General features: G+C 47.0%; 14 protein-coding genes. 9 read left to right on the plus strand and 5 right to left on the minus strand.

The window, feature by feature from the left end; genetic code table 11:
* Positions 1-144 precede the first annotated feature (144 nt).
* Complete coding sequence (gene dxs / locus QUA50_RS11170) at positions 145-2,052, minus strand: 1-deoxy-D-xylulose-5-phosphate synthase (protein WP_333265524.1); 1,908 nt, start codon at positions 2,050-2,052, stop codon at positions 145-147.
* A gap of 756 nt (positions 2,053-2,808) precedes the next feature.
* Positions 2,809-4,947, minus strand: a complete 2,139-nt coding sequence (locus tag QUA50_RS11175) for a protein phosphatase 2C domain-containing protein (protein WP_333265522.1) — start codon at positions 4,945-4,947, stop codon at positions 2,809-2,811.
* 334 nt (positions 4,948-5,281) lie between these two features.
* Here QUA50_RS11175 and QUA50_RS11180 point away from each other — a divergent pair, with 334 nt between their 5' ends.
* A complete protein-coding gene (locus QUA50_RS11180) occupies positions 5,282-5,713 on the plus strand; it encodes an NfeD family protein (RefSeq protein WP_333265520.1) in 432 nt (143 codons plus the stop codon).
* A 74-nt stretch (positions 5,714-5,787) separates the two neighbouring features.
* Positions 5,788-6,756, plus strand: coding sequence for an SPFH domain-containing protein (locus tag QUA50_RS11185; protein ID WP_333265518.1), 969 nt, complete (start codon positions 5,788-5,790; stop codon positions 6,754-6,756).
* A gap of 296 nt (positions 6,757-7,052) precedes the next feature.
* Here QUA50_RS11185 and cimA read toward each other — a convergent pair whose 3' ends face one another.
* Complete coding sequence (gene cimA / locus QUA50_RS11190; protein WP_445243172.1) at positions 7,053-8,711, minus strand: citramalate synthase; 1,659 nt, start codon at positions 8,709-8,711, stop codon at positions 7,053-7,055.
* A 75-nt stretch (positions 8,712-8,786) separates the two neighbouring features.
* Between cimA and QUA50_RS11195 the strand changes: the two genes are divergently transcribed.
* The 4 genes from QUA50_RS11195 to QUA50_RS11210 all read left to right on the plus strand — a co-directional run bounded on the left by QUA50_RS11195 (position 8,787) and on the right by QUA50_RS11210 (position 11,013).
* Complete coding sequence (locus QUA50_RS11195; RefSeq protein WP_333265516.1) at positions 8,787-9,125, plus strand: 2Fe-2S iron-sulfur cluster-binding protein; 339 nt, start codon at positions 8,787-8,789, stop codon at positions 9,123-9,125.
* Between the two features lie 189 nt (positions 9,126-9,314).
* On the plus strand, positions 9,315-10,424 hold the full coding sequence (gene thiO, locus QUA50_RS11200) for a glycine oxidase ThiO (RefSeq protein ID WP_333265514.1): 1,110 nt from the start codon (positions 9,315-9,317) through the stop codon (positions 10,422-10,424).
* A gap of 113 nt (positions 10,425-10,537) precedes the next feature.
* Positions 10,538-10,744: a hypothetical protein gene (locus tag QUA50_RS11205; protein ID WP_015177124.1), complete on the plus strand. Its 207-nt coding sequence runs from the start codon at positions 10,538-10,540 to the stop codon at positions 10,742-10,744.
* Positions 10,745-10,746: 2 nt separating this feature from the next.
* Entirely contained in the window at positions 10,747-11,013 is a 267-nt protein-coding gene (locus tag QUA50_RS11210) for a type II toxin-antitoxin system YafQ family toxin (protein ID WP_333200466.1), read from the plus strand.
* Between the two features lie 101 nt (positions 11,014-11,114).
* Here QUA50_RS11210 and QUA50_RS11215 read toward each other — a convergent pair whose 3' ends face one another.
* Complete coding sequence (locus QUA50_RS11215; RefSeq protein ID WP_333051426.1) at positions 11,115-11,582, minus strand: hypothetical protein; 468 nt, start codon at positions 11,580-11,582, stop codon at positions 11,115-11,117.
* A gap of 549 nt (positions 11,583-12,131) precedes the next feature.
* On the opposite strand from QUA50_RS11215, the gene QUA50_RS11220 reads away from it, so the two are divergent.
* Positions 12,132-13,247, plus strand: a complete 1,116-nt coding sequence (locus QUA50_RS11220) for a fatty acid desaturase (RefSeq protein ID WP_333265512.1) — start codon at positions 12,132-12,134, stop codon at positions 13,245-13,247.
* A 265-nt stretch (positions 13,248-13,512) separates the two neighbouring features.
* Here the strand turns inward: QUA50_RS11220 and QUA50_RS11225 are convergent, their stop codons facing one another.
* Positions 13,513-15,261, minus strand: a complete 1,749-nt coding sequence (locus QUA50_RS11225; protein WP_333265571.1) for an ABC transporter ATP-binding protein — start codon at positions 15,259-15,261, stop codon at positions 13,513-13,515.
* Positions 15,262-15,702: 441 nt separating this feature from the next.
* Between QUA50_RS11225 and QUA50_RS11230 the strand changes: the two genes are divergently transcribed.
* Together QUA50_RS11230 and groL are read left to right on the plus strand one after the other, a co-directional pair.
* A complete protein-coding gene (locus QUA50_RS11230; protein WP_333298784.1) occupies positions 15,703-15,840 on the plus strand; it encodes a hypothetical protein in 138 nt (45 codons plus the stop codon).
* Positions 15,841-15,893: 53 nt separating this feature from the next.
* A complete protein-coding gene (gene groL, locus QUA50_RS11235) occupies positions 15,894-17,585 on the plus strand; it encodes a chaperonin GroEL (RefSeq protein WP_333265509.1) in 1,692 nt (563 codons plus the stop codon).
* Positions 17,586-18,060 lie beyond the last annotated feature (475 nt).

The following is an 18,060-nucleotide window of genomic DNA, read 5'->3' on the forward strand; positions in this document are numbered from 1 at the left end:
ATTCTCCTTTATCATGAAATCTTTATTCAATCATATCATAACTGGTTAACTGGTTCCTAGGCTGTGCCTAGGAACCAATGTCTAGAGGCTCTACCTCATTTTGAGAGCAGGAAAATTTGAGAGAGAGCCTGGTAACGAGTAAAATTACACGCTAACGGGTGACTGTTTGCGACTGAATGTTGCTAAGATACGATCGCACATTTGCGACGGAGTTAATCCTAAACTTGCAAATGATTGTTCAGGCGTTGCATGATCTACCAATGTATCCGGTACGCCCAGTCGCATCAGTGGCACGAGGACATTATTGTCGAGAAAAGATTCAGCTACTGCTGAACCAAAGCCTCCCATCAAACAGCCTTCTTCCATTGTGACAACTTTGCCGATTCGCTGTGCTAAAGGCAAGATTAATTCAGTGTCCAAAGGCTTGACAAAACGCGCATTGATGACAGTTGCTTCAATACCGTGCTCGCTCAGAATCTGGGCGGTTTGCATTGCCGGATAAACCATTGAACCGTAACCCAAAATCAGCACATCGTCGCCGTTGCGGAGAATTTCGGCTTTGCCGATCGGCAATTCTTCCCAACCTTCCTCCATCAAAGGCACGCCGTAACCGTTGCCGCGCGGGTAACGCATGGCGATCGGGCCGCTGGTGTGGTTGATTCCCGTGACTACCATCCGCTGCAATTCTGCCTCATCTTTTGGCGCCATAATTGTCATATTTGGCAGACACCGCAAGAAAGAAATGTCGTACATCCCTTGGTGAGTGGGGCCGTCAGCACCGACAATGCCCGCGCGATCCAAACAGAAGAAAACTGGCAAATTTTGGATACAAACATCGTGAATTATTTGGTCGTATCCCCGCTGGACAAATGTCGAGTAAATTGCCACAACCGGGCGCATTCCTTCGCAGGCTAAACCAGCGGATAAAGTCACGGCGTGCTGTTCGGCAATCCCGACATCAATGTACTGTTTAGGCAATTTTTCATGAAGTTTATCCAGGCCTGTTCCCGTTGCCATAGCAGCGGTAATGCCGACAATTTTGGGATTATCTTCTGCTAGCTTGACTAGGGCGTGGGCAAAAACTTTCGAGTAAGCTGGAGGCTTGGGTTTGGTGGAGGGAATGCCTTTGCCGGTGGCTAAGTTAAAGGGATTTTGGGCGTGATATCCTACTTGGTCTTTTTCGGCGATCGCATATCCTTTGCCTTTTACCGTCACCACATGAACCAACACCGGCCCTTGGATAGTATGAGCTTGTTTGAAAGTGGTAATTAACTCTTCCAAATTGTGTCCATCTACCGGGCCCATGTAAGTAAAGCCCAATTCTTCAATTACTGCTCCAACTTTCGAGACAGCCAAGCGTTTCATCCCTTCTTTGAGGCGTTCCATTTCTGGAGTAAAAGTTTCGCCGACAAAGGGAATGTGTTTGAATTGTTCCTCTAAGTTATCTTTGAGAAACTGCACCGGTGGCGACAACCGCATCTTGTTCAAATAGCGGGTAATTGCGCCGACGTTGGGCGAGATTGACATCTCGTTGTCGTTGAGAACAACTAACAAATTGGTTTTCGGCATATGACCCGCGTGGTTAATCGCTTCGAGTGCCATGCCCCCAGTCAAGGCGCCGTCGCCGATGACTGCTACAGTTTTAAAGTTTTCCCCCTTGAGATCGCGCGCCATCGCCATCCCTAACGCTGCGGAAATGCTTGTGGAAGCGTGACCGGCGCCGAAGTGGTCAAATTTGCTCTCGCAGCGCTTGAGATAGCCTGCAACGCCGTCTTTTTGGCGCAGGGTGTGGAATTGGTTGTAGCGGCCGGTAATTAATTTGTGAGGATAAGCTTGGTGGCCGACATCCCAGGTAACTTTGTCGCGATCGAGGTCGAGTGTTTGGTAGAGTGCTAAGGTCAGTTCGACTACACCCAATCCTGGGCCGAGGTGGCCGCCGCTAGCGGCTACAGTTTCTAAATGCTTTTCTCGAATTTGTCGGGCAATTTGTTCGAGTTGATGAATCGAGAGGCCGTGTAATTGGTTTGGGTGAGTCAGTTCGCTCAGATGCATATTTTAAAATCTTGCTCCTGTGAATCAGGACGAATCCTTAACAGATATAGGTTGTGCCTGCGAGGTTGGGTACGCGCAAACGTTAGAATAGTTTAACGGTTATTTGAGAAAAACTGTTAGGCGTAACAATTTTGTTATTTCGGGTCTGGTAATTATAGTTAATAAATTGTGCGCCGTCAATCGATTTTAGATTTTAGATTTTAGATTTTAGATTTTAGAGGCGACCCCACGGATAAATGCGGGGGACGCAAGGATTTTCGATTTTCGATTTTGGATTGATTCCACAGATAAATCCCGTGGCGGGTACCACCTTTGAAATTCGCGGTCAATATAAAAAAGCTTATGTTGTTAAGCTGTGGAGCATTTAAACCACTAACAAGGCCGCTCCGGGTGCGAAGCGAAGTGAACACTGACTATACATGAAAAACGCCTTAAAACTGACGCACCATACAATACCATTTTAAATGCTCCACAGCTTAGTTCCTAATCGCTAGTTGTTAGCTGCATAGAGATTTTTCAGCATTTTTAACTGCTTTTTGTAGTGAGGGCTGACTTTTTAGCCATCTTATTTCTGCAAGCGGACTATGATACAAAATCGTTAACTGTGATGGAGCATCTCATATTTGTAAAAACACTTCTTCTGCCTCTTTCCTTCTGCCTCAAATTAATTCAATAGACCTCTTGCAAAAATAATTAGGACGGGTTCTCGGGCCCATCAATTGAGGAGAAGGATTTTTGCAAGAGGTGTAATCTCCCTTACTCCGCTGATGGCAAAGGAGTTTCCGCTTCTTCGGGGGGCGGAATTTCTGCTGGAGTCGATTCGGGCGACGGCGAGAGACTCTCGCTATCGGGCAGCGGAATTTCCGCAGGACTCGATTCGGGAGACGGCGAGGGACTCTCGGCCCCGGGCGAGGGACTCTCCGAAGGACTTGGGGCGGGAGTTTCCGGCGGTGGCGGAAGTTGTGCGGGCTCTGGCTGGGGGCTTTGGAGGCTTTGCACCCACAAACCTAAACCGCCGCCGGCTAATATCAGCCCCAACACCCCCAGTAGGGGCAGAGGCAGCTTCGATCGCCGTTTTTGAACGGGTTCCGGGGCGGGGGAAGTTTCGGGGTACAACAACTGTTTGGACGATTCTGAAAGCTGAGATTCTGGAATCCTCCCGGACTTCTGGAGGGACGCCGCGAGGGAAGGCGGCAGCGACACCGAGGCTGACACTGGCGCCACCGCCGGCGCTGACGCCACCGCCGGATCGAACAGTACCAATCTCTCCGGCGACATCCGACAGTGAGTCGCCACCACGGAGGTGTTGTCATAACCGTTTTTCTCGTTGGCGAGACGAATCCAAGACTGAACTGCAGCTTCCAAAGACATTTTGCCCTCAAGCACCTCTGGGCCGTAATTCTCCCAAGATTTCTCTACCCAGTCGTTGTCGCTCAAACCGTCGGAACACAGCAGCAGTAAGCCTTCTTCTTCGACAATAAATCGCTGAATCGTCGGGCGCAGGAAATCGGCATCCCGCGTGCCCAAAGCTTGAGTCAGGGCTCCTGCATCCGATCGCAGTTGAGTCTCCCAGTACAAACAATGTCCTAGCTGGACTTCCCTTGAGGCTACGTCGTCGTCCACAGTCAGCCGGTGACAGTAATTTCTGCCAATCCAATAAGCGCGGCTGTCTCCAACATTGACTAAATAAAGTTCGTGACTGTTATTCGAGGGCAAATCCTCGGAATTTTTCACTTTTTGAGGCAACTGGAGGGCCATCACCAAAGTCGTCCCCATCCGCTGCCGCAACTCTTTTCCCTGCTCGTTATTTTGAGCGGAAATCACATTATTCACAACTCGGACGATTTCTTCGAGTTGCTCGATCACCATTGTTGGCGTCATCAACTCTTCTTGTTGAGCAATTTCTGCGAGCAAATTTTGGATTAAAGCTTTCAGGGATTGCACGGCTAATTGACTGGCAACTTCTCCTCCTTCGTGGCCTCCAACCCCGTCGCAAACCATTGTTAAGTAAGGAATTAATTTCTCGCCCCCTGAAGTTTTGCTAAATTGAAAATCAGCAGCAACCGGATAGCAACTGTCTTCATTTTGGGAGCGCTGGGGCCCGATATCAGTCATGCCGACTACTTCTAAATGCAGAGGCAATTGAGCGGCTTGTTCTAATAATAAATCGTTTAGTTCCAGGGCGATCGCGTCGAAATTCATGCTGCTGCGGCGCATAAACTGACAAATCTCTCCGAGTTTCGACTGCACCTCAGACCCGGCTGATTCCACCAAACCTGACCACACATCTCCCAAATCCCGCAGCGTCGGTACAAAATTGCCCCGGTGCAGTTCCAGCAGGCGTACCCGCCAACCTTCCACCCGCAAATTTTCCGGTACCAGCAAACTCGAAGCGACTCCCTGTTCCGATAGCGGCCCCCACAGTTGGAGCATTTGCCACAGCCAGTATACTTGGCGCGCGCCGGTTGCCCCAGACCAAGCTTCTAAAATAGAAGGATACAGGCGACCGAAATTATTGATGGGCACATTTTCCAACAACAGCACCTCTGTCGCTTCGGGTGCTTCCCCCAGGGAACAATAACCGTATACTTCCGGCGTATGCAGCCGTTGGGGATACAAATGCAGGTAAGGCATAATGCTATCCGGCAGTTGTTCCGGGACGCTCGGAGGCAAAGCTGGGCGGCTGTCGAGCCAGATTTGCGGTGCAATGACAAAGTATCGATCGGCTATTACCTTCCCCGCCGGCACTTCCTCGGCTGCTGGCCCCACCGCCCACACATAGCGATAAATTAAATCCGTTTCGCACGCTGCACAGTGCTGGCGGCCAAAGGTATTGCGGGGATCTGCACAGCTAAGATTCGGGCAATAAATGGGTTCGGAGAAACTGCTGATCATATCGAAATAGTTTGTGTAAAAAGATTCTGAAGATATTTGATTCGCCAGCCCAAATTCATGAGCTTGAGAATAAACTGATTTTAGCCCCTATCAATTTCTTAACTGCCTTTGGGCCCGTAGAAATTGTAGTTTCTGCCAGTCTGCACCGGCTAAAATTGTAATCTAAGTTACTAAACTCAGACTTGGAGTAGGATGGAAGCCTCAACCTGGTACCGCGGCGCGAAAAATCGCTCTGAGGGCTTGCAAGTGGCAAACCCTTGCAGAGTCAGTTGTTTGCATTTCTTAAATCTTAAATTTCCAATTTAATATCTAAATAGTATCACCTATTCTTTTTATGATCTTGACTCCGACGCTCCTTTGGCTGCTAGCTGGGTCTTTGCTCTGTTTGGCAGAGCTATTTCTCCCGACTGCTTTTGTCGCTTTTATGATGGGACTGAGCGCCTTCGCCGTAGCTGGATGCTCTCTAGTTCTACCTTACGTTAATTTACAAATATTCCTGTGGATGGTATTTTCGACAGTTTTTGTGCTGCTGTCTCGGCGGTTGATACCAAAAGGCAGCGCAAGGGCGATCGCAGATTCTCAGGAAGCCAAAACTTTAACAGAAATTCCCCCCGGAGAAGCCGGCCGAGTCATTTATGAGGGGAATTCTTGGCAAGCTCGCTGCGAAGACACCAAGGTCACTATTCCCCCCAACCAAAACGTAATTGTCGTGGGACGGAAAGGCACTACTCTGATAGTTTTGCCCGAAAATCTCTTGCATTCTTAAACAAAATGCGTAATTAATCACAGACAATTAGTAGTTAGTCATCAGTCTTTAGTCAAAATTTATAGGAGGCAATCGTGGAACAATTTTTTTTACTTGTCTTTTTAGCTTTAGGCGGCTCAGCCCTCGCAGGTTCCGTCAAGATTATCAATCAGGGAAATGAAGCGTTAGTCGAAACTTTAGGTAAATACAGCGGCAAGAAACTGGAACCCGGTTTGAATTTTGTCACGCCGTTTCTCGATCGCGTCGTGTACGAGCAAACCATTCGGGAAAAAGTCTTAGATGTTCCCCCGCAAGCTTGTATTACCCGCGATAACGTTTCCATCACCGTTGATGCTGTGGTTTACTGGCGGATTGTAGACTTGGAAAAAGCTTGTTACAAAGTAGAAAATCTCCAGTCAGCAATGGTAAATATGGTGCTGACTCAAATTCGCGCCGAAATGGGTCAACTGGATCTCGAACAAACCTTTACTGCTCGTTCTCAAATTAATGAAATCTTGCTCAGAGATTTAGATATTGTTACCGATCCTTGGGGAGTAAAAGTAACGCGGGTAGAATTGCGCGATATTATCCCTTCTAAAACTGTACAGGAATCGATGGAATTGCAGATGGCAGCCGATCGACGCAAGCGGGCGCTAATTCTGACATCCGAGGGCGAACGCGAGTCAGCAGTTAACAGCGCCAAAGGTAAAGCAGAAGCGCAAGTCTTGGATGCAGAAGCGCGCCAAAAAGCGACTATTTTGGAAGCGGAAGCTCAACAAAAGGCGATCGTCCTGAAAGCTCAAGCAGAACGTCAAAGTCAGGTTTTGAAAGCTCAAGCTACTTCTGAGGCCTTGCAAATAATCGGCAAAACTCTGCAAAATGACCCCAATGCTCGCGAAGCTTTACAATTTTTGTTAGCTCAAAACTATCTGGATATGGGTCTACAAATTGGCACCAGCGACAGCAGCAAGGTGATGTTTATGGATCCGCGCAGCATTCCCGCCACGCTCGAAGGAATGCGATCGATCGTTGGGGAAGGTAATAATAATGAGGTGAAAAAGTAGGGTAGCATCTCATATTTGTCAAAACACTTCTTCTGGCTCCTTCCTTCTGATTCTTTCCTCCTGCCTCAAAACTCCAATTTCTAGCTTGGCTGCTTTCATTGAGATGCTCCCCTGGGTATTTGGTATCTATTTAAACATCGATATTCAGGCAACTTCTCTTCGCCGTTAAGGAATGAGAATTAAATAACTTCCACAATTTTGTGGGATGGGCGTCCCGCCCGTCCACTCATGACGGGCGGGACGCCCATCCCACAATAACAATTAAAATTGTAAGTTATTTAATTCGCGATCCTAACCTAATAACTCGACACAGTTAAAACGATCGCCTCCCTATCTCCCAACACCAAACCATACTCCAAACCCTCAACAACCGCCTGATAAGAAGCATCCAAAATATTACCAGAAACCCCCACAGTCGTCCAGCGGTCTTGACCGTTGCTAAACTCAACCAACACGCGAGTTTTAGCAGAAGTTCCCGCACATCCGTCCAGAATTCGCACCTTATAATCGGTTAAGTTAAAATCAGTAATTGCCGGATAAAAATTCCGCAAAGCCTTCCGCAAAGCCGCATCAAGTGCCGAAACAGGCCCGTTTCCTTCCGCGCATTCCAGAATATCTTGACCGTTAACAGTCACCTTCACGGTTGCTAAAGAATTAACTGTTTCCTCCCTACCTTTATCGCAGTGAACTTGAAAACCTTTGATTTCAAATAAACGCTTGCGCTTTCCCAAAGCCTCCCGCATTAACAATTCAAAAGAAGCTTCTGCACCCTCAAATTGATATCCCTGGCTTTCCAAATCTTTCAATTTTTCCAAAATTTGGCGGCAAGCAGGATTTTTGCGATCGAGATCCATGCCAAAAGTGCGCGCCTTCGCCAAAACATTGCTCAAACCAGCTTGATCCGAAATCACAATTCGCCGCCTGTTGCCAATTTTTTCCGGTTCCAAATGTTCGTAAGTCAGCGGATTTTTCTCAACAGCCGATACATGGATTCCGCCTTTGTGAGCAAAAGCCGAAAGACCGACAAAAGGAGCACGATCGTCGGGAGCAAGATTGACAATTTCGCTAATCGATCGACTTACTTGAGTTAATCTAACTAATTGCTCGTCTTCAATGCAATTCTGACCCAACTTTAGCTGAAAATTAGGAATTAAGGAACATAAATCGGCATTTCCGCAGCGTTCGCCGTAACCGTTAATAGTTCCCTGTACCATCCTCACTCCTTCCCGCACAGCAGCCAAAGCATTAGCAACCGCAACTCCCGAGTCGTTGTGAGTGTGAATTCCTAATTGTAAAGATTTTTCGTGATTAGTTCCTAAAGATGCTAAAACATCGCGAACAACCTGACTGACTTCGTGAGGTAAAGTACCGCCGTTCGTATCGCAAAGCACCAGCCATTCTGCACCAGCATCGGCGGCTACTTCTAAAGTTTTAATAGCATAATCTCGATTGTGTTTGTAGCCGTCAAACCAGTGTTCGGCATCGTAAATAACGCGCCTTCCCTGACTCCGCAAATATTCAATTGTATCTCGAATCATCGCCAGATTTTCTTCTAGCGTCGTCTTCAAACTTTCAATAACGTGCAAATCCCACGACTTGCCAAACAGCGTCACCCAGCGAGTACCGGCGGACAAAATAGCCTGCAACATTTCATCATTAGCTGCCGTAGTTCCCGGCCGCCTAGTCGAACAAAAAGCTACAACTTCTGCTTGAGTTAGGGGCTGTTCTTTGAGACGCCAAAAAAATTGTACGTCTTTAGGATTTGCCCCCGGCCAGCCGCCTTCAATAAAGGGAATTCCTAAACTGTCTAACTGTCGAGCAATTCGCAGTTTGTCTTCGAGAGATAAGGAGAGTCCCTCGCACTGAGCACCGTCTCGCAGCGTGGTATCGTAGATCCAGAGCCGATTTGTCATGGGAAATTGCGATCGAGAAATTGGTAATATATCACTTACCATATTAGATGAATTTATGGGAATTTAATGCGATAATATATAGGAAAATTAACATAAATATAACTGGGGTAAATTGCTGTGGTCAAAGTACAAGCGCAAGGAAAAACATTTGAGTGCGATCGCGGAGCCAATCTCCGTGAAGTATTGCTCAAAAACGGTATCGATCTCTACAACGGCAACGCCAAAGTCATCAACTGCCACGGCATCGGCACTTGCGGCACCTGCGCCGTCACCGTCGAGGGCGAAGTTTCCGAGCCCCAGTGGCGCGAAAAAGCCCGACTTTCGGTTCCTCCCCATTCTCCCGCCTCCAACCGCCGTTTGTCCTGCCAAACCAAGGTTTTAGGCGATATTAAGGTGACAAAATATGACGGTTTCTGGGGTCAAGGTTCTGAAACTGTCTGGAAACCAATCGCATAGATTTTTTGTTAAGGAAGGCAGATAGGCTGTACTTTATTGAGATTGCATATTTGGGGCAGGCTAGAAGCCCACCCCACAAGATAATCTCTAAGACTTGTGCAAGAATTCTAACTGTAAGGTGCACAGGGGGCACCTTACCATAAAGAAATCCGAGAGGTTAAAAAACCCAGAAAGTCCATATAAAAGTTAATGAATTCATCTAAAGATATTCTGATTATTGGCGGCGGCATAATTGGCCTTTCGCTAGCAGTTGAACTGAAATTGCGAGGGGCATCTGTCGCCGTTCTCACCGCCGATTCTAAACAACCGACCGCCCGGGCTGCCGCCGGAATGCTTGCCCCCCAAGCCGAACGAATTCCCCCCAGTCCGATGCTGGATTTATGCTTGCAAAGCCGCGCACTGTATCCCGCCTGGGTGGAACAGCTAGAAGACATTACCGGATTGAAAACGGGATATTGGCGATCGGGAATTCTCGCACCAGTTTGTCAAAATGAGCCTCATGAAAAGCCGCTTTTGTCAAACCTTAATTATCAATGGTTGGACAGAGATACTGTTCGCCAGCACCAGTTTGGATTAGGTCAAGAAGTAATTGGCGGTTGGTGGTATCCTGACGACGCTCAAGTAGACAACCGCGCTTTATTTCGGACGCTTCAGGCCGCAACTAAAGAATTGCAGATTGAGATTATTCAAGGCAATGCAGGGGAAATTGTTCGGCAGGGAAACCGAGTTGTTGGCATTGAAACAACAGCAGGAAAATTGCAAGCCGACCGTTATGTTTTGGCTGCTGGTGCTTGGTCGGAGCAGTTATTGAATGTTCCTGTTTTTCCAAGAAAGGGACAAATGCTGTCAGTATGTGTACCAGAAGATAGGGGAGTTATCCAGCCCCTGCAAACCGTTCTATTCGGCACTGGCATTTATATTGTGCCGCGTCAAGATGGTAGAATTATTATTGGCGCAACTAGCGAAAATGTCGATTTCACGCCGGGAAATACGCCTGCGGGAATCCAAAGTTTGCTAGCAGGAGCGATTAAGTTATATCCCGAATTACAAAATTATCCGATTCTGGAGTTTTGGTGGGGATTTCGGCCTGCTACGACCGATGAGTTGCCGATTTTGGGTGCTAGTGCTTGGGAGAATTTGACATGGGCTACGGGGCATTACCGCAACGGCATTTTGTTGGCTCCGGTGACGGCTAAATTATTGGCGGATTTGATTGGGAATCAGAAATCAGATCCGTTATTGGCTGCTTTTCATTATTCGAGGTTTCCTGAATCTTGGAAGGTGGAAAATGGTAAATAGTGAGATTTGTTGCTTTTTTTAAGACGAGGCAGAGCCGCATAACGAGAAACGAAAGTCAACCAAAAGGATATTTTTTGCTATAATCTAATCAGCACAATAGGGTTTTGTAAGTTATGACTTTTAGTGATGTGGTCGAGACGATCAAAAATCTTTCTACTGACGAAAAGCAAGAGCTTCAACTGTTGTTGAAGCAATATCTCCGGGAAGAACGTCGCGAAGAGATGTATCAAAACTTTAAGTCAGCGCAGATTGAACAACAAAAAGGTGAACTGAAATTTTTCGCTAACATCAATGAACTCCGAGTAATGATAGAGGAATAATCGTGGAAGTCAGTTTCAGTTCTTCATTCAAGCGTGCTTTCAAAAAGCGGATCAAAGGCGATGCTGATTTGGAGGCTAGGTTTTGGCAAAAGCTGGAACAGTTCATCAGAGAGCCGTTTGAACCAAGCTTAAAAACTCATAAATTGTCCGGTAGGCTCAAGGAGTTTTGGAGCTTTAGCGTAGATTACGACGAAAGGGTACTTTTCTACTTTACAGAAGACGGAAAAGCGGTGTTTGTAGATTTGGGAAGTCATGATGAAGTATATTAATCGACAGAACAGTTGCTACAGTAATCTGTATCTGTAGGGTGCACTGTGCACACCTTACCGCTGTAAGTAGCGCATCCAACCATTTTTTGCTAAGTCCTGAATTAGTTCGCATCCTGTTTTTTGGGTTGGTTTAATTCCCTGCATTTAGCGGCAGCCAAATCGTAAGCATTTTGGTAATCGCTACCGCCTAACATCAAATCGCCGTAATATTCATAAGGTTGATTGCCATAAATCGGCAGCGGGTCGTCTTCAGGATAATCTTCTTTTGATTCTTCTAGGATTGCTTTGAGTTTCTTGACGCTGAAGCGCTGGACTGGGAAGTAATGAATGTCTTGAGCGATGAAACCGAGATGGGGAAATGTTGGGTCAACAATTCGCTCGTCGAGTTCAATCCAGCTATACTCGATGGGTTTATATGGCACTCCCGGCACAGCTAAAAAGCCTTGAACATAAATTGCGCCCTCGGTGGCTAATGCTGCTTTACAGGCGTTGTCAAAGCAGTTTTTACGGTTGCTTTTGATGCGAGTGGCCATTTCAATAGAAAGCGCCTCATCTAATAGTTCGGTCATAACCCATTTCTAGTCGCGTGTGCGATTAGATTGTAGCAAATCCGAGCTATCTCCGAGCACAAAAAACGCAGGCAATTGCGATCGTCCTTCAAATTCTCTTCTCAAGGAGTTGATCCAAAATCCTCTGCGCTTCTGGATGTTGTGTCAGCTTTGGTTTCCGGGGCGGGCGCTTTGTCGATCGCCCCTATCGCCCGTCTATAAAAAGTTTTCGCGAGTAGCCCAAATTTTGAGCGATCGATGTTGGGCTAGAACCCGGTACAATAAAGTGTGCCACAGACGATGCAAGCAAAAATAGTGGCATAAATTACTCAATAGCCTGCAACCAACCAATGATATTCATGCCTTCCGGTGCAGCGATTTGTTCGGCTGTTGACAGGCTTCACAGTTTTTTCTGTAAACAAAGCAGAGTTGTGATAACCTCATAAATGTGCAAAAATCGGTTCCAACAAAACTTTTGGAAGAAACGGGGAAAGTCCGGGGTAAATCCGCCCCTGTCCCGCAACTGTGATGCTAAACGAAGCACTTATCCACACACCATAAACATACTGAATGAAAAGCGCGATTAAAAAGTCGGATTTTGTGCTAGATCCTTATATGAAGAGCAACAATTTGACAGCTACTTGCCAAATACTCAATACAGTGGTTCCTTATATATGCTTATGGTTTTTAGCATTTAAAGCGGCTGCCATTTCTGTATTCCTTCTGCCGCCGATAATGGTGTTGATGATACTTTTTTCAGGACGTTGTTTCTCTTTGATGCACGATTGCGGACACTATTCTCTTTTTAGCTCCAAAAAAGTCAATCGCATTATGGGTTTCCTGCTAGGTATCATCAATGCGATTCCTCAGTACCCCTGGTCGAGGGGGCACGCTTATCACCACAAACATAATGGTAATTGGGATATGTACCGCGGCCCTTCGGCGTTGATCACCACCGAAAAATTTGCGGCGCTAAGTCCATTTAGTAAAAAGATGTATCAGTTACTCAGACACCCATTGATGCTGTTTCCCGGTGGTTTTTTCTATCTAATTATTAAACCAAGACTCGCACTGATATTGGGAACTACGGGTTTTATCCGACATATTTTTGCTTGTCTCAATCAAGATTTTGGCATGGGTTTATCGGAAATCATTGCTTCTTATAAATCCAAACATTGGTATACGACGGCTGAGTTTTGGGATTTACTGTTCAACAATGTTTGTGTTGTTGGTAGCTGGATTTATCTGAGCAACTTACTTGGTTTTGGCTTTTTCTGGAGTGTTTACTCAATTGTCATGACCTGTTCAGCAGCGATATTTATCTGTATTTTCTTTGTTCAGCATAATTTTAACGGTTCCTACGCTCATAAAGCCGAAGGTTGGGACTATCTTATGGGCGCAATTGAAGGCAGCAGTTACCTAAAATTACCGACTATTCTCAATTGGTTTTCTGCTGATATTGCTTACCACAATATTCATCATCTCTCTGAGCGAATACCTAACTATAATCTTCGGGATTGTCACAATGCTAATATTCACCTGCTTGCTAATTCAAAATCGCTGACACTTCGCGATATTCCTGACTGCTTCCAATTCATTCTTTGGGATGCTGCTTCAGATAGTCTGCAATCGATTAAATTATTTCAGAAACAAGAAGAAATTCCATTCAGTAATTTAGCTAATTAAAATCGGGCGGCAATAAATTTGGCCGCTTTTTTAGCACCAAAATCCTATGATTAGGGCTGCAGTTAGTGGGAGCACTTTTAACAGTAACTTTCCTAGTTAAGTAGGTGGTTACAAATAAACAATTAGATGGGTCGGGCGGGTTTAGCCGGGAGCCCATAATACAATTGCCGGGCCCCGTTTGTGAGATTGTCCGTTTTTGGCAAATATTATTGGTGAACCCAACCTGCAAGGAATCAGGGTAATCGACCGGACATGATATCCTTTGTCAATGCAGCAATTCCTCTAATTTTTGCTGGTTCCACAAATACTGATAAAGCCCTGTTTGCCCTACCAATTCAAGGTGAGTGCCACTCTGAACTATTTTTCCTTGATCCATCACAAAAATGCGATCGGCACTAGCCGCCGCTGACATTTGATGGGAGATAAAAATTACTGTTTTGCGATCGGTTCCTGTTGCCAAGTTTCGCAAAATGTCGGTAGCAGTTTGATTGTCAACGCTGGAAAGAGCGTCATCCAAAATGAGCACGGGGGCGTCAACTAACAAAGCGCGAGCAAGTGCTGTCCGCTGCCGCTGTCCGCCGGATAAAGTAATGCCGCGCTCGCCGACAACTGTTTTGTACTGTTGCGGGAAGTTGAGGATTTCGGCGTGAATTTGCGCTTGTTTTGCCGCCGCTTCAATCTCCGGCTGTTCCGCTAAAGGGTTTCCGTAGCGGATGTTATTCTTGATGGTAGTGCCGAAGAGAAAACTTTCTTGCGGAACGTAGGCGATCGCCCCGCGCAATTCGGTCAATTTTACCTTGGTAATATCCTGTCCGTCTACAAATAACTCGCCCGGATCGATATCGAGCAAGCGCGGCAGCGCATTAGCTAAAGTTGATTTTCCCGATCCGATCGCCCCGACAATTGCGACAGTTTCGCCCGGTTTTATGGTAAAGTCAACATCTTTAAGCGCAGGTGTCTTAGCACCCGGATAAGTATAATTTAGATGGCGAGCCGCAATTTCTCCTTTGACTGGAGTTGCCAGTTCAACTGCACCGGCAGCATCCTTAATTTGCGGTTCCACAGTCAAAATTGATTCGATGCGATCGACACTCACTTCTCCCCGCTGGTAAGCAGTAATTGTGAAACCCAACAGCGCCGTCGGAAACACCAAACGCTCGACATAAATCAGCAACGCCACAAAATCGCCAATGCTAATTTGACCATTAGCAATTGCCCCGCCACCAGCAGAAAGCAGCACCAACAAACTGATGCTTGCCAAACCGCCCAGCAGCGGAAAAATAAAGTTTCTAGTTTTTGCTAATTCCAAATTTGCTGATAGCAACTGTGCGTTGGAATTGCGAAAAGCTCGGCGTTCGTTTTCTTCTTGAGCGTAGATTTTTATTACGGACATCCCGCTCATATCTTCCTGAATTAAATCGCTCATCGCCGACAGTTCCTCTTGCACGGCTAACTGTTGGATGCGAAGTTTGTCGCTAAATAACTGTACCAAAACCAGCATTAAAGGATAAACTGCGATCGCAAACAGTGTCAGCCTTACATTAATCCCCAGCATCACGGGCAAAGTCAAAGCATAGGCAAATGCAGTATTCGCCAAACTCAGCACCGCAAACCCCACCAAGCGCCGAATATTGTCCAAATCGGAAGTAGCGCGGTTAATTAAATCTCCTACCGTATTGGCAGCAAAATAAGACGGTTCTAATGTTAATAAATGGTTAAAAATTTGCTGTTTGAGGTCAAATTCGACTTGACGCCCGACGCCAAACAGCAAAATCCGCGACGCCATCCGAATCACCCACATGATTGAGGCGAGAATCAGAATCAGTAGCACGAAGTTGAAAACTTCGTCAAATTTAGTCGCAATTTGCAGAGTGTCAACTGCATTCCGAATCAGCAGGGGAATGTAAACGCCCACAGCATTGACAACTAATAGCGAAAAAACGCCCCAGAATGTTGGTTTCCAGTGCGGGCGCATATAAGAGCCGAGTTTTTGCAGTCGAGAATAACGAGCCATAGGAAGAAGGAAGAAGGAAGAAGGTTCGGCAACGAGCAATGTACGGGATGTAACGGATGGATGCTGAAGGAAGAAGGAGTCTTCCCCAAGGTTTTCAGCAATTAAGAACGTCCTAATAGTCTTGGCGGTTGCTATAGGGATGAGAATTAAATAAAATCCACTTTTCATGACTGTTGTGGGATGGGCGTCCCGCCCGTCTATTGGGGACGGGCGGGACGCCCATCCCACAAGAAAAAAGGGAAATTATTTAATTGACGATCCATAGAAGGTAGAAGTTGGAAAAAAGAATAGAAGCTCTATCGAAAGGTAGATGACCGAAAACACAAGTTAAGAAATTTTGAATAAAAATTCTGCTTTGGGATGACGCGCCATCAAAATTAGGTTTTGGCCTCAACCAAAATCTGATTATATCGATATGTAACAAACCACATTATTATATCTGTGGCGACACGAGATATGTGGGGACACGGTATTCCCCAGTCCTCAGCCACCCGGAACGATCGCGCCCAAATCTCCAATCCGCCCCCGCAACCCCCCGCACCGTTGGGGCGCGCTACAATCAAAAATCGATCGGCTTAGCACTCAGACTCAGAGAGTGCTAAATTTGCTAATGTAAGCGATTGGAGACAAACATGACCAAAATAGTTGCATTTAGCGACAAATCTCGGCGGGCACTAGAACGCGGCGTCAATCAACTCGCCGATGCTGTCCGCATCACCTTGGGCCCGAAAGGTCGGAACGTCCTATTGGAAAAGAAATACGGCAGTCCCCAAATTGTTAACGACGGTATCACCGTTGCTAGGGATATCGAACTCGAAGATCCCCTGGAAAATGCCGGCGCTCGCTTAATTCAAGAAGTCGCCTCCAAAACTAAAGATATCGCAGGCGACGGCACAACAACCGCAACGGTAATCGCTCAATCCCTCATTCGCGAAGGTTTGAAGAATGTCGCAGCAGGCGCAAACCCAGTCGCGCTGCGCCGGGGTATTGAAAAAACGATCGCCCACTTGGTACAGGAAATCGAGAAATTGGCGAAACCCGTCGAAGGAAGCGCCATTGCTCAGGTCGCCACTGTCTCCGCCGGTAACGACGAAGAAGTCGGCGCCATGATTGCCCAAGCGATGGAAAAAGTCACCAAAGACGGCGTAATTACTGTAGAAGAGTCGAAATCTCTGACAACAGAATTGGAAGTTGTCGAAGGGATGCAGTACGATCGCGGATATCTTTCTCCGTATTTCGTCACAAACGGCGATCGCATGGAAGTTGATTACGAAAACGCTCGCATCCTGATTACCGACAAAAAAATTAGCTCGATTCAAGAACTAATTCCAGTTCTCGAAAAAATCGCCCGCACAGGTCAACCGCTGCTAATTATCGCCGAAGATATTGAAGGCGAAGCTTTGGCAACTCTGGTAGTCAACAAAGCCCGCGGCGTATTGAACATTGCAGCTACCAAAGCTCCTGGTTTTGGCGATCGGCGCAAAGCTATGCTTCAAGATATCGCCGTGCTCACCGGCGGTCAACTGATTTCCGAAGAAGTCGGACTCAGCATCGATACCGCAACCCTAGAAATGCTCGGTACCGCCCGCAAAATTACGATCGACAAAGAAAACACGATCGTGGTTGCTGGCGAAGAACACAAAGCTGACGTGCTAAAACGGATCGAGCAAATCCGCAAACAGCTAGAAGCGACGGATTCCGAGTACGACAAGGAAAAGCTAACCGAACGCATCGCCAAACTCGCCGGCGGTATCGCTGTAATTAAAGTCGGCGCAGCTACCGAAACCGAGCTCAAAGACCGCAAACTGCGTATTGAAGACGCTCTGAACGCTACTAAAGCTGCTGTGGAAGAAGGTATCGTTGCTGGAGGTGGCACGACCCTAATTCACCTGATTACAAAAATAGATGCGATCGCCCATACTTTAGACAGCGAAGAACAAGTAGGCGCTGACTTGGTGAAGAAAGCTTTGGAAGCACCTTTGCGTCAAATTGCTGATAATGCCGGCGTTGAAGGTTCCATCGTCATCGAACGAGTGCGAGCAAGCGAGTTCAACATTGGCTACAACGCTCTCACCGACGTGTACGAAGATATGATTGCGGCCGGGATTATTGACCCGGCTAAGGTGGTGCGATCGGCTTTGCAAAATGCCGGTTCCATTGCTGGCATGGTGCTGACCACTGAAGCTGTGATTGTCGAAAAACCCGAGAAGAAAAAAGCCGGCGGCGACATGGGCGACATGGGCGGCATGGGCGGCATGGGCGGCATGGGCGGCATGGGCGGCATGGGCGGCATGGGCGGCATGGGCGGCATGGGCATGATGTAGTCTTCAGCCATAAGCACCATGCGTGTAAACAAGCGCGTGTTATGTACTACCCGTCTACTATTTGACGATTAAGGCAGTTTATCCCCCCGGCATCCCCTGATAGTCCGGGGGGCTGTTTCATTCTCTTGTAGGGGCAATCCCACGCCCGGTTGCCCCGATATTTGAAACACCGATTCCCTCGTCCGTGGAGGGGGTAGGCACGGGCGCACTACCCCTACAAAAGCCTGATTTTCGTGAGAATGAAACCGCCCTGCTTCTTAAGGGAGATGCAATGGGACTCGGCATTAAGGATCGCGAATTAAATAACTTACAATTTTAATTGTTATTGTGGGATGGGCCTGAAAGCCCGTCATGAGTGGAAGGGCTTTCAGGCCCATCCCACTTTCAAGAGTGGAAGTTATTTAATTCTCATTCCTAAGCTACAAGCGATAGTTTTCAGGGATTTTAAGCTTAAGTTGCCACCAATGCAGTGCGC

Source organism: Microcoleus sp. M2_D5, assembly GCF_036701935.1.
Taxonomy (GTDB): domain Bacteria; phylum Cyanobacteriota; class Cyanobacteriia; order Cyanobacteriales; family Microcoleaceae; genus Microcoleus.

What these genes read in the sequence shown, in the direction of transcription:
- QUA50_RS11175 (WP_333265522.1), bottom strand. Translation starts at nt 4,947, where the DNA reads ATGATCAGCAGTTTCTCCGAACCCATTTATTGCCCGAATCTTAGCTGT.
- cimA (WP_445243172.1), bottom strand. Translation starts at nt 8,711, where the DNA reads ATGGTAAGTGATATATTACCAATTTCTCGATCGCAATTTCCCATGACA.
- groL (WP_333265509.1), top strand. Translation starts at nt 15,894, where the DNA reads ATGACCAAAATAGTTGCATTTAGCGACAAATCTCGGCGGGCACTAGAA.
- QUA50_RS11225 (WP_333265571.1), bottom strand. Translation starts at nt 15,261, where the DNA reads ATGGCTCGTTATTCTCGACTGCAAAAACTCGGCTCTTATATGCGCCCG.
- QUA50_RS11205 (WP_015177124.1), top strand. Translation starts at nt 10,538, where the DNA reads ATGACTTTTAGTGATGTGGTCGAGACGATCAAAAATCTTTCTACTGAC.
- QUA50_RS11220 (WP_333265512.1), top strand. Translation starts at nt 12,132, where the DNA reads ATGAAAAGCGCGATTAAAAAGTCGGATTTTGTGCTAGATCCTTATATG.
- QUA50_RS11215 (WP_333051426.1), bottom strand. Translation starts at nt 11,582, where the DNA reads ATGACCGAACTATTAGATGAGGCGCTTTCTATTGAAATGGCCACTCGC.
- QUA50_RS11180 (WP_333265520.1), top strand. Translation starts at nt 5,282, where the DNA reads ATGATCTTGACTCCGACGCTCCTTTGGCTGCTAGCTGGGTCTTTGCTC.
- dxs (WP_333265524.1), bottom strand. Translation starts at nt 2,052, where the DNA reads ATGCATCTGAGCGAACTGACTCACCCAAACCAATTACACGGCCTCTCG.
- thiO (WP_333265514.1), top strand. Translation starts at nt 9,315, where the DNA reads ATGAATTCATCTAAAGATATTCTGATTATTGGCGGCGGCATAATTGGC.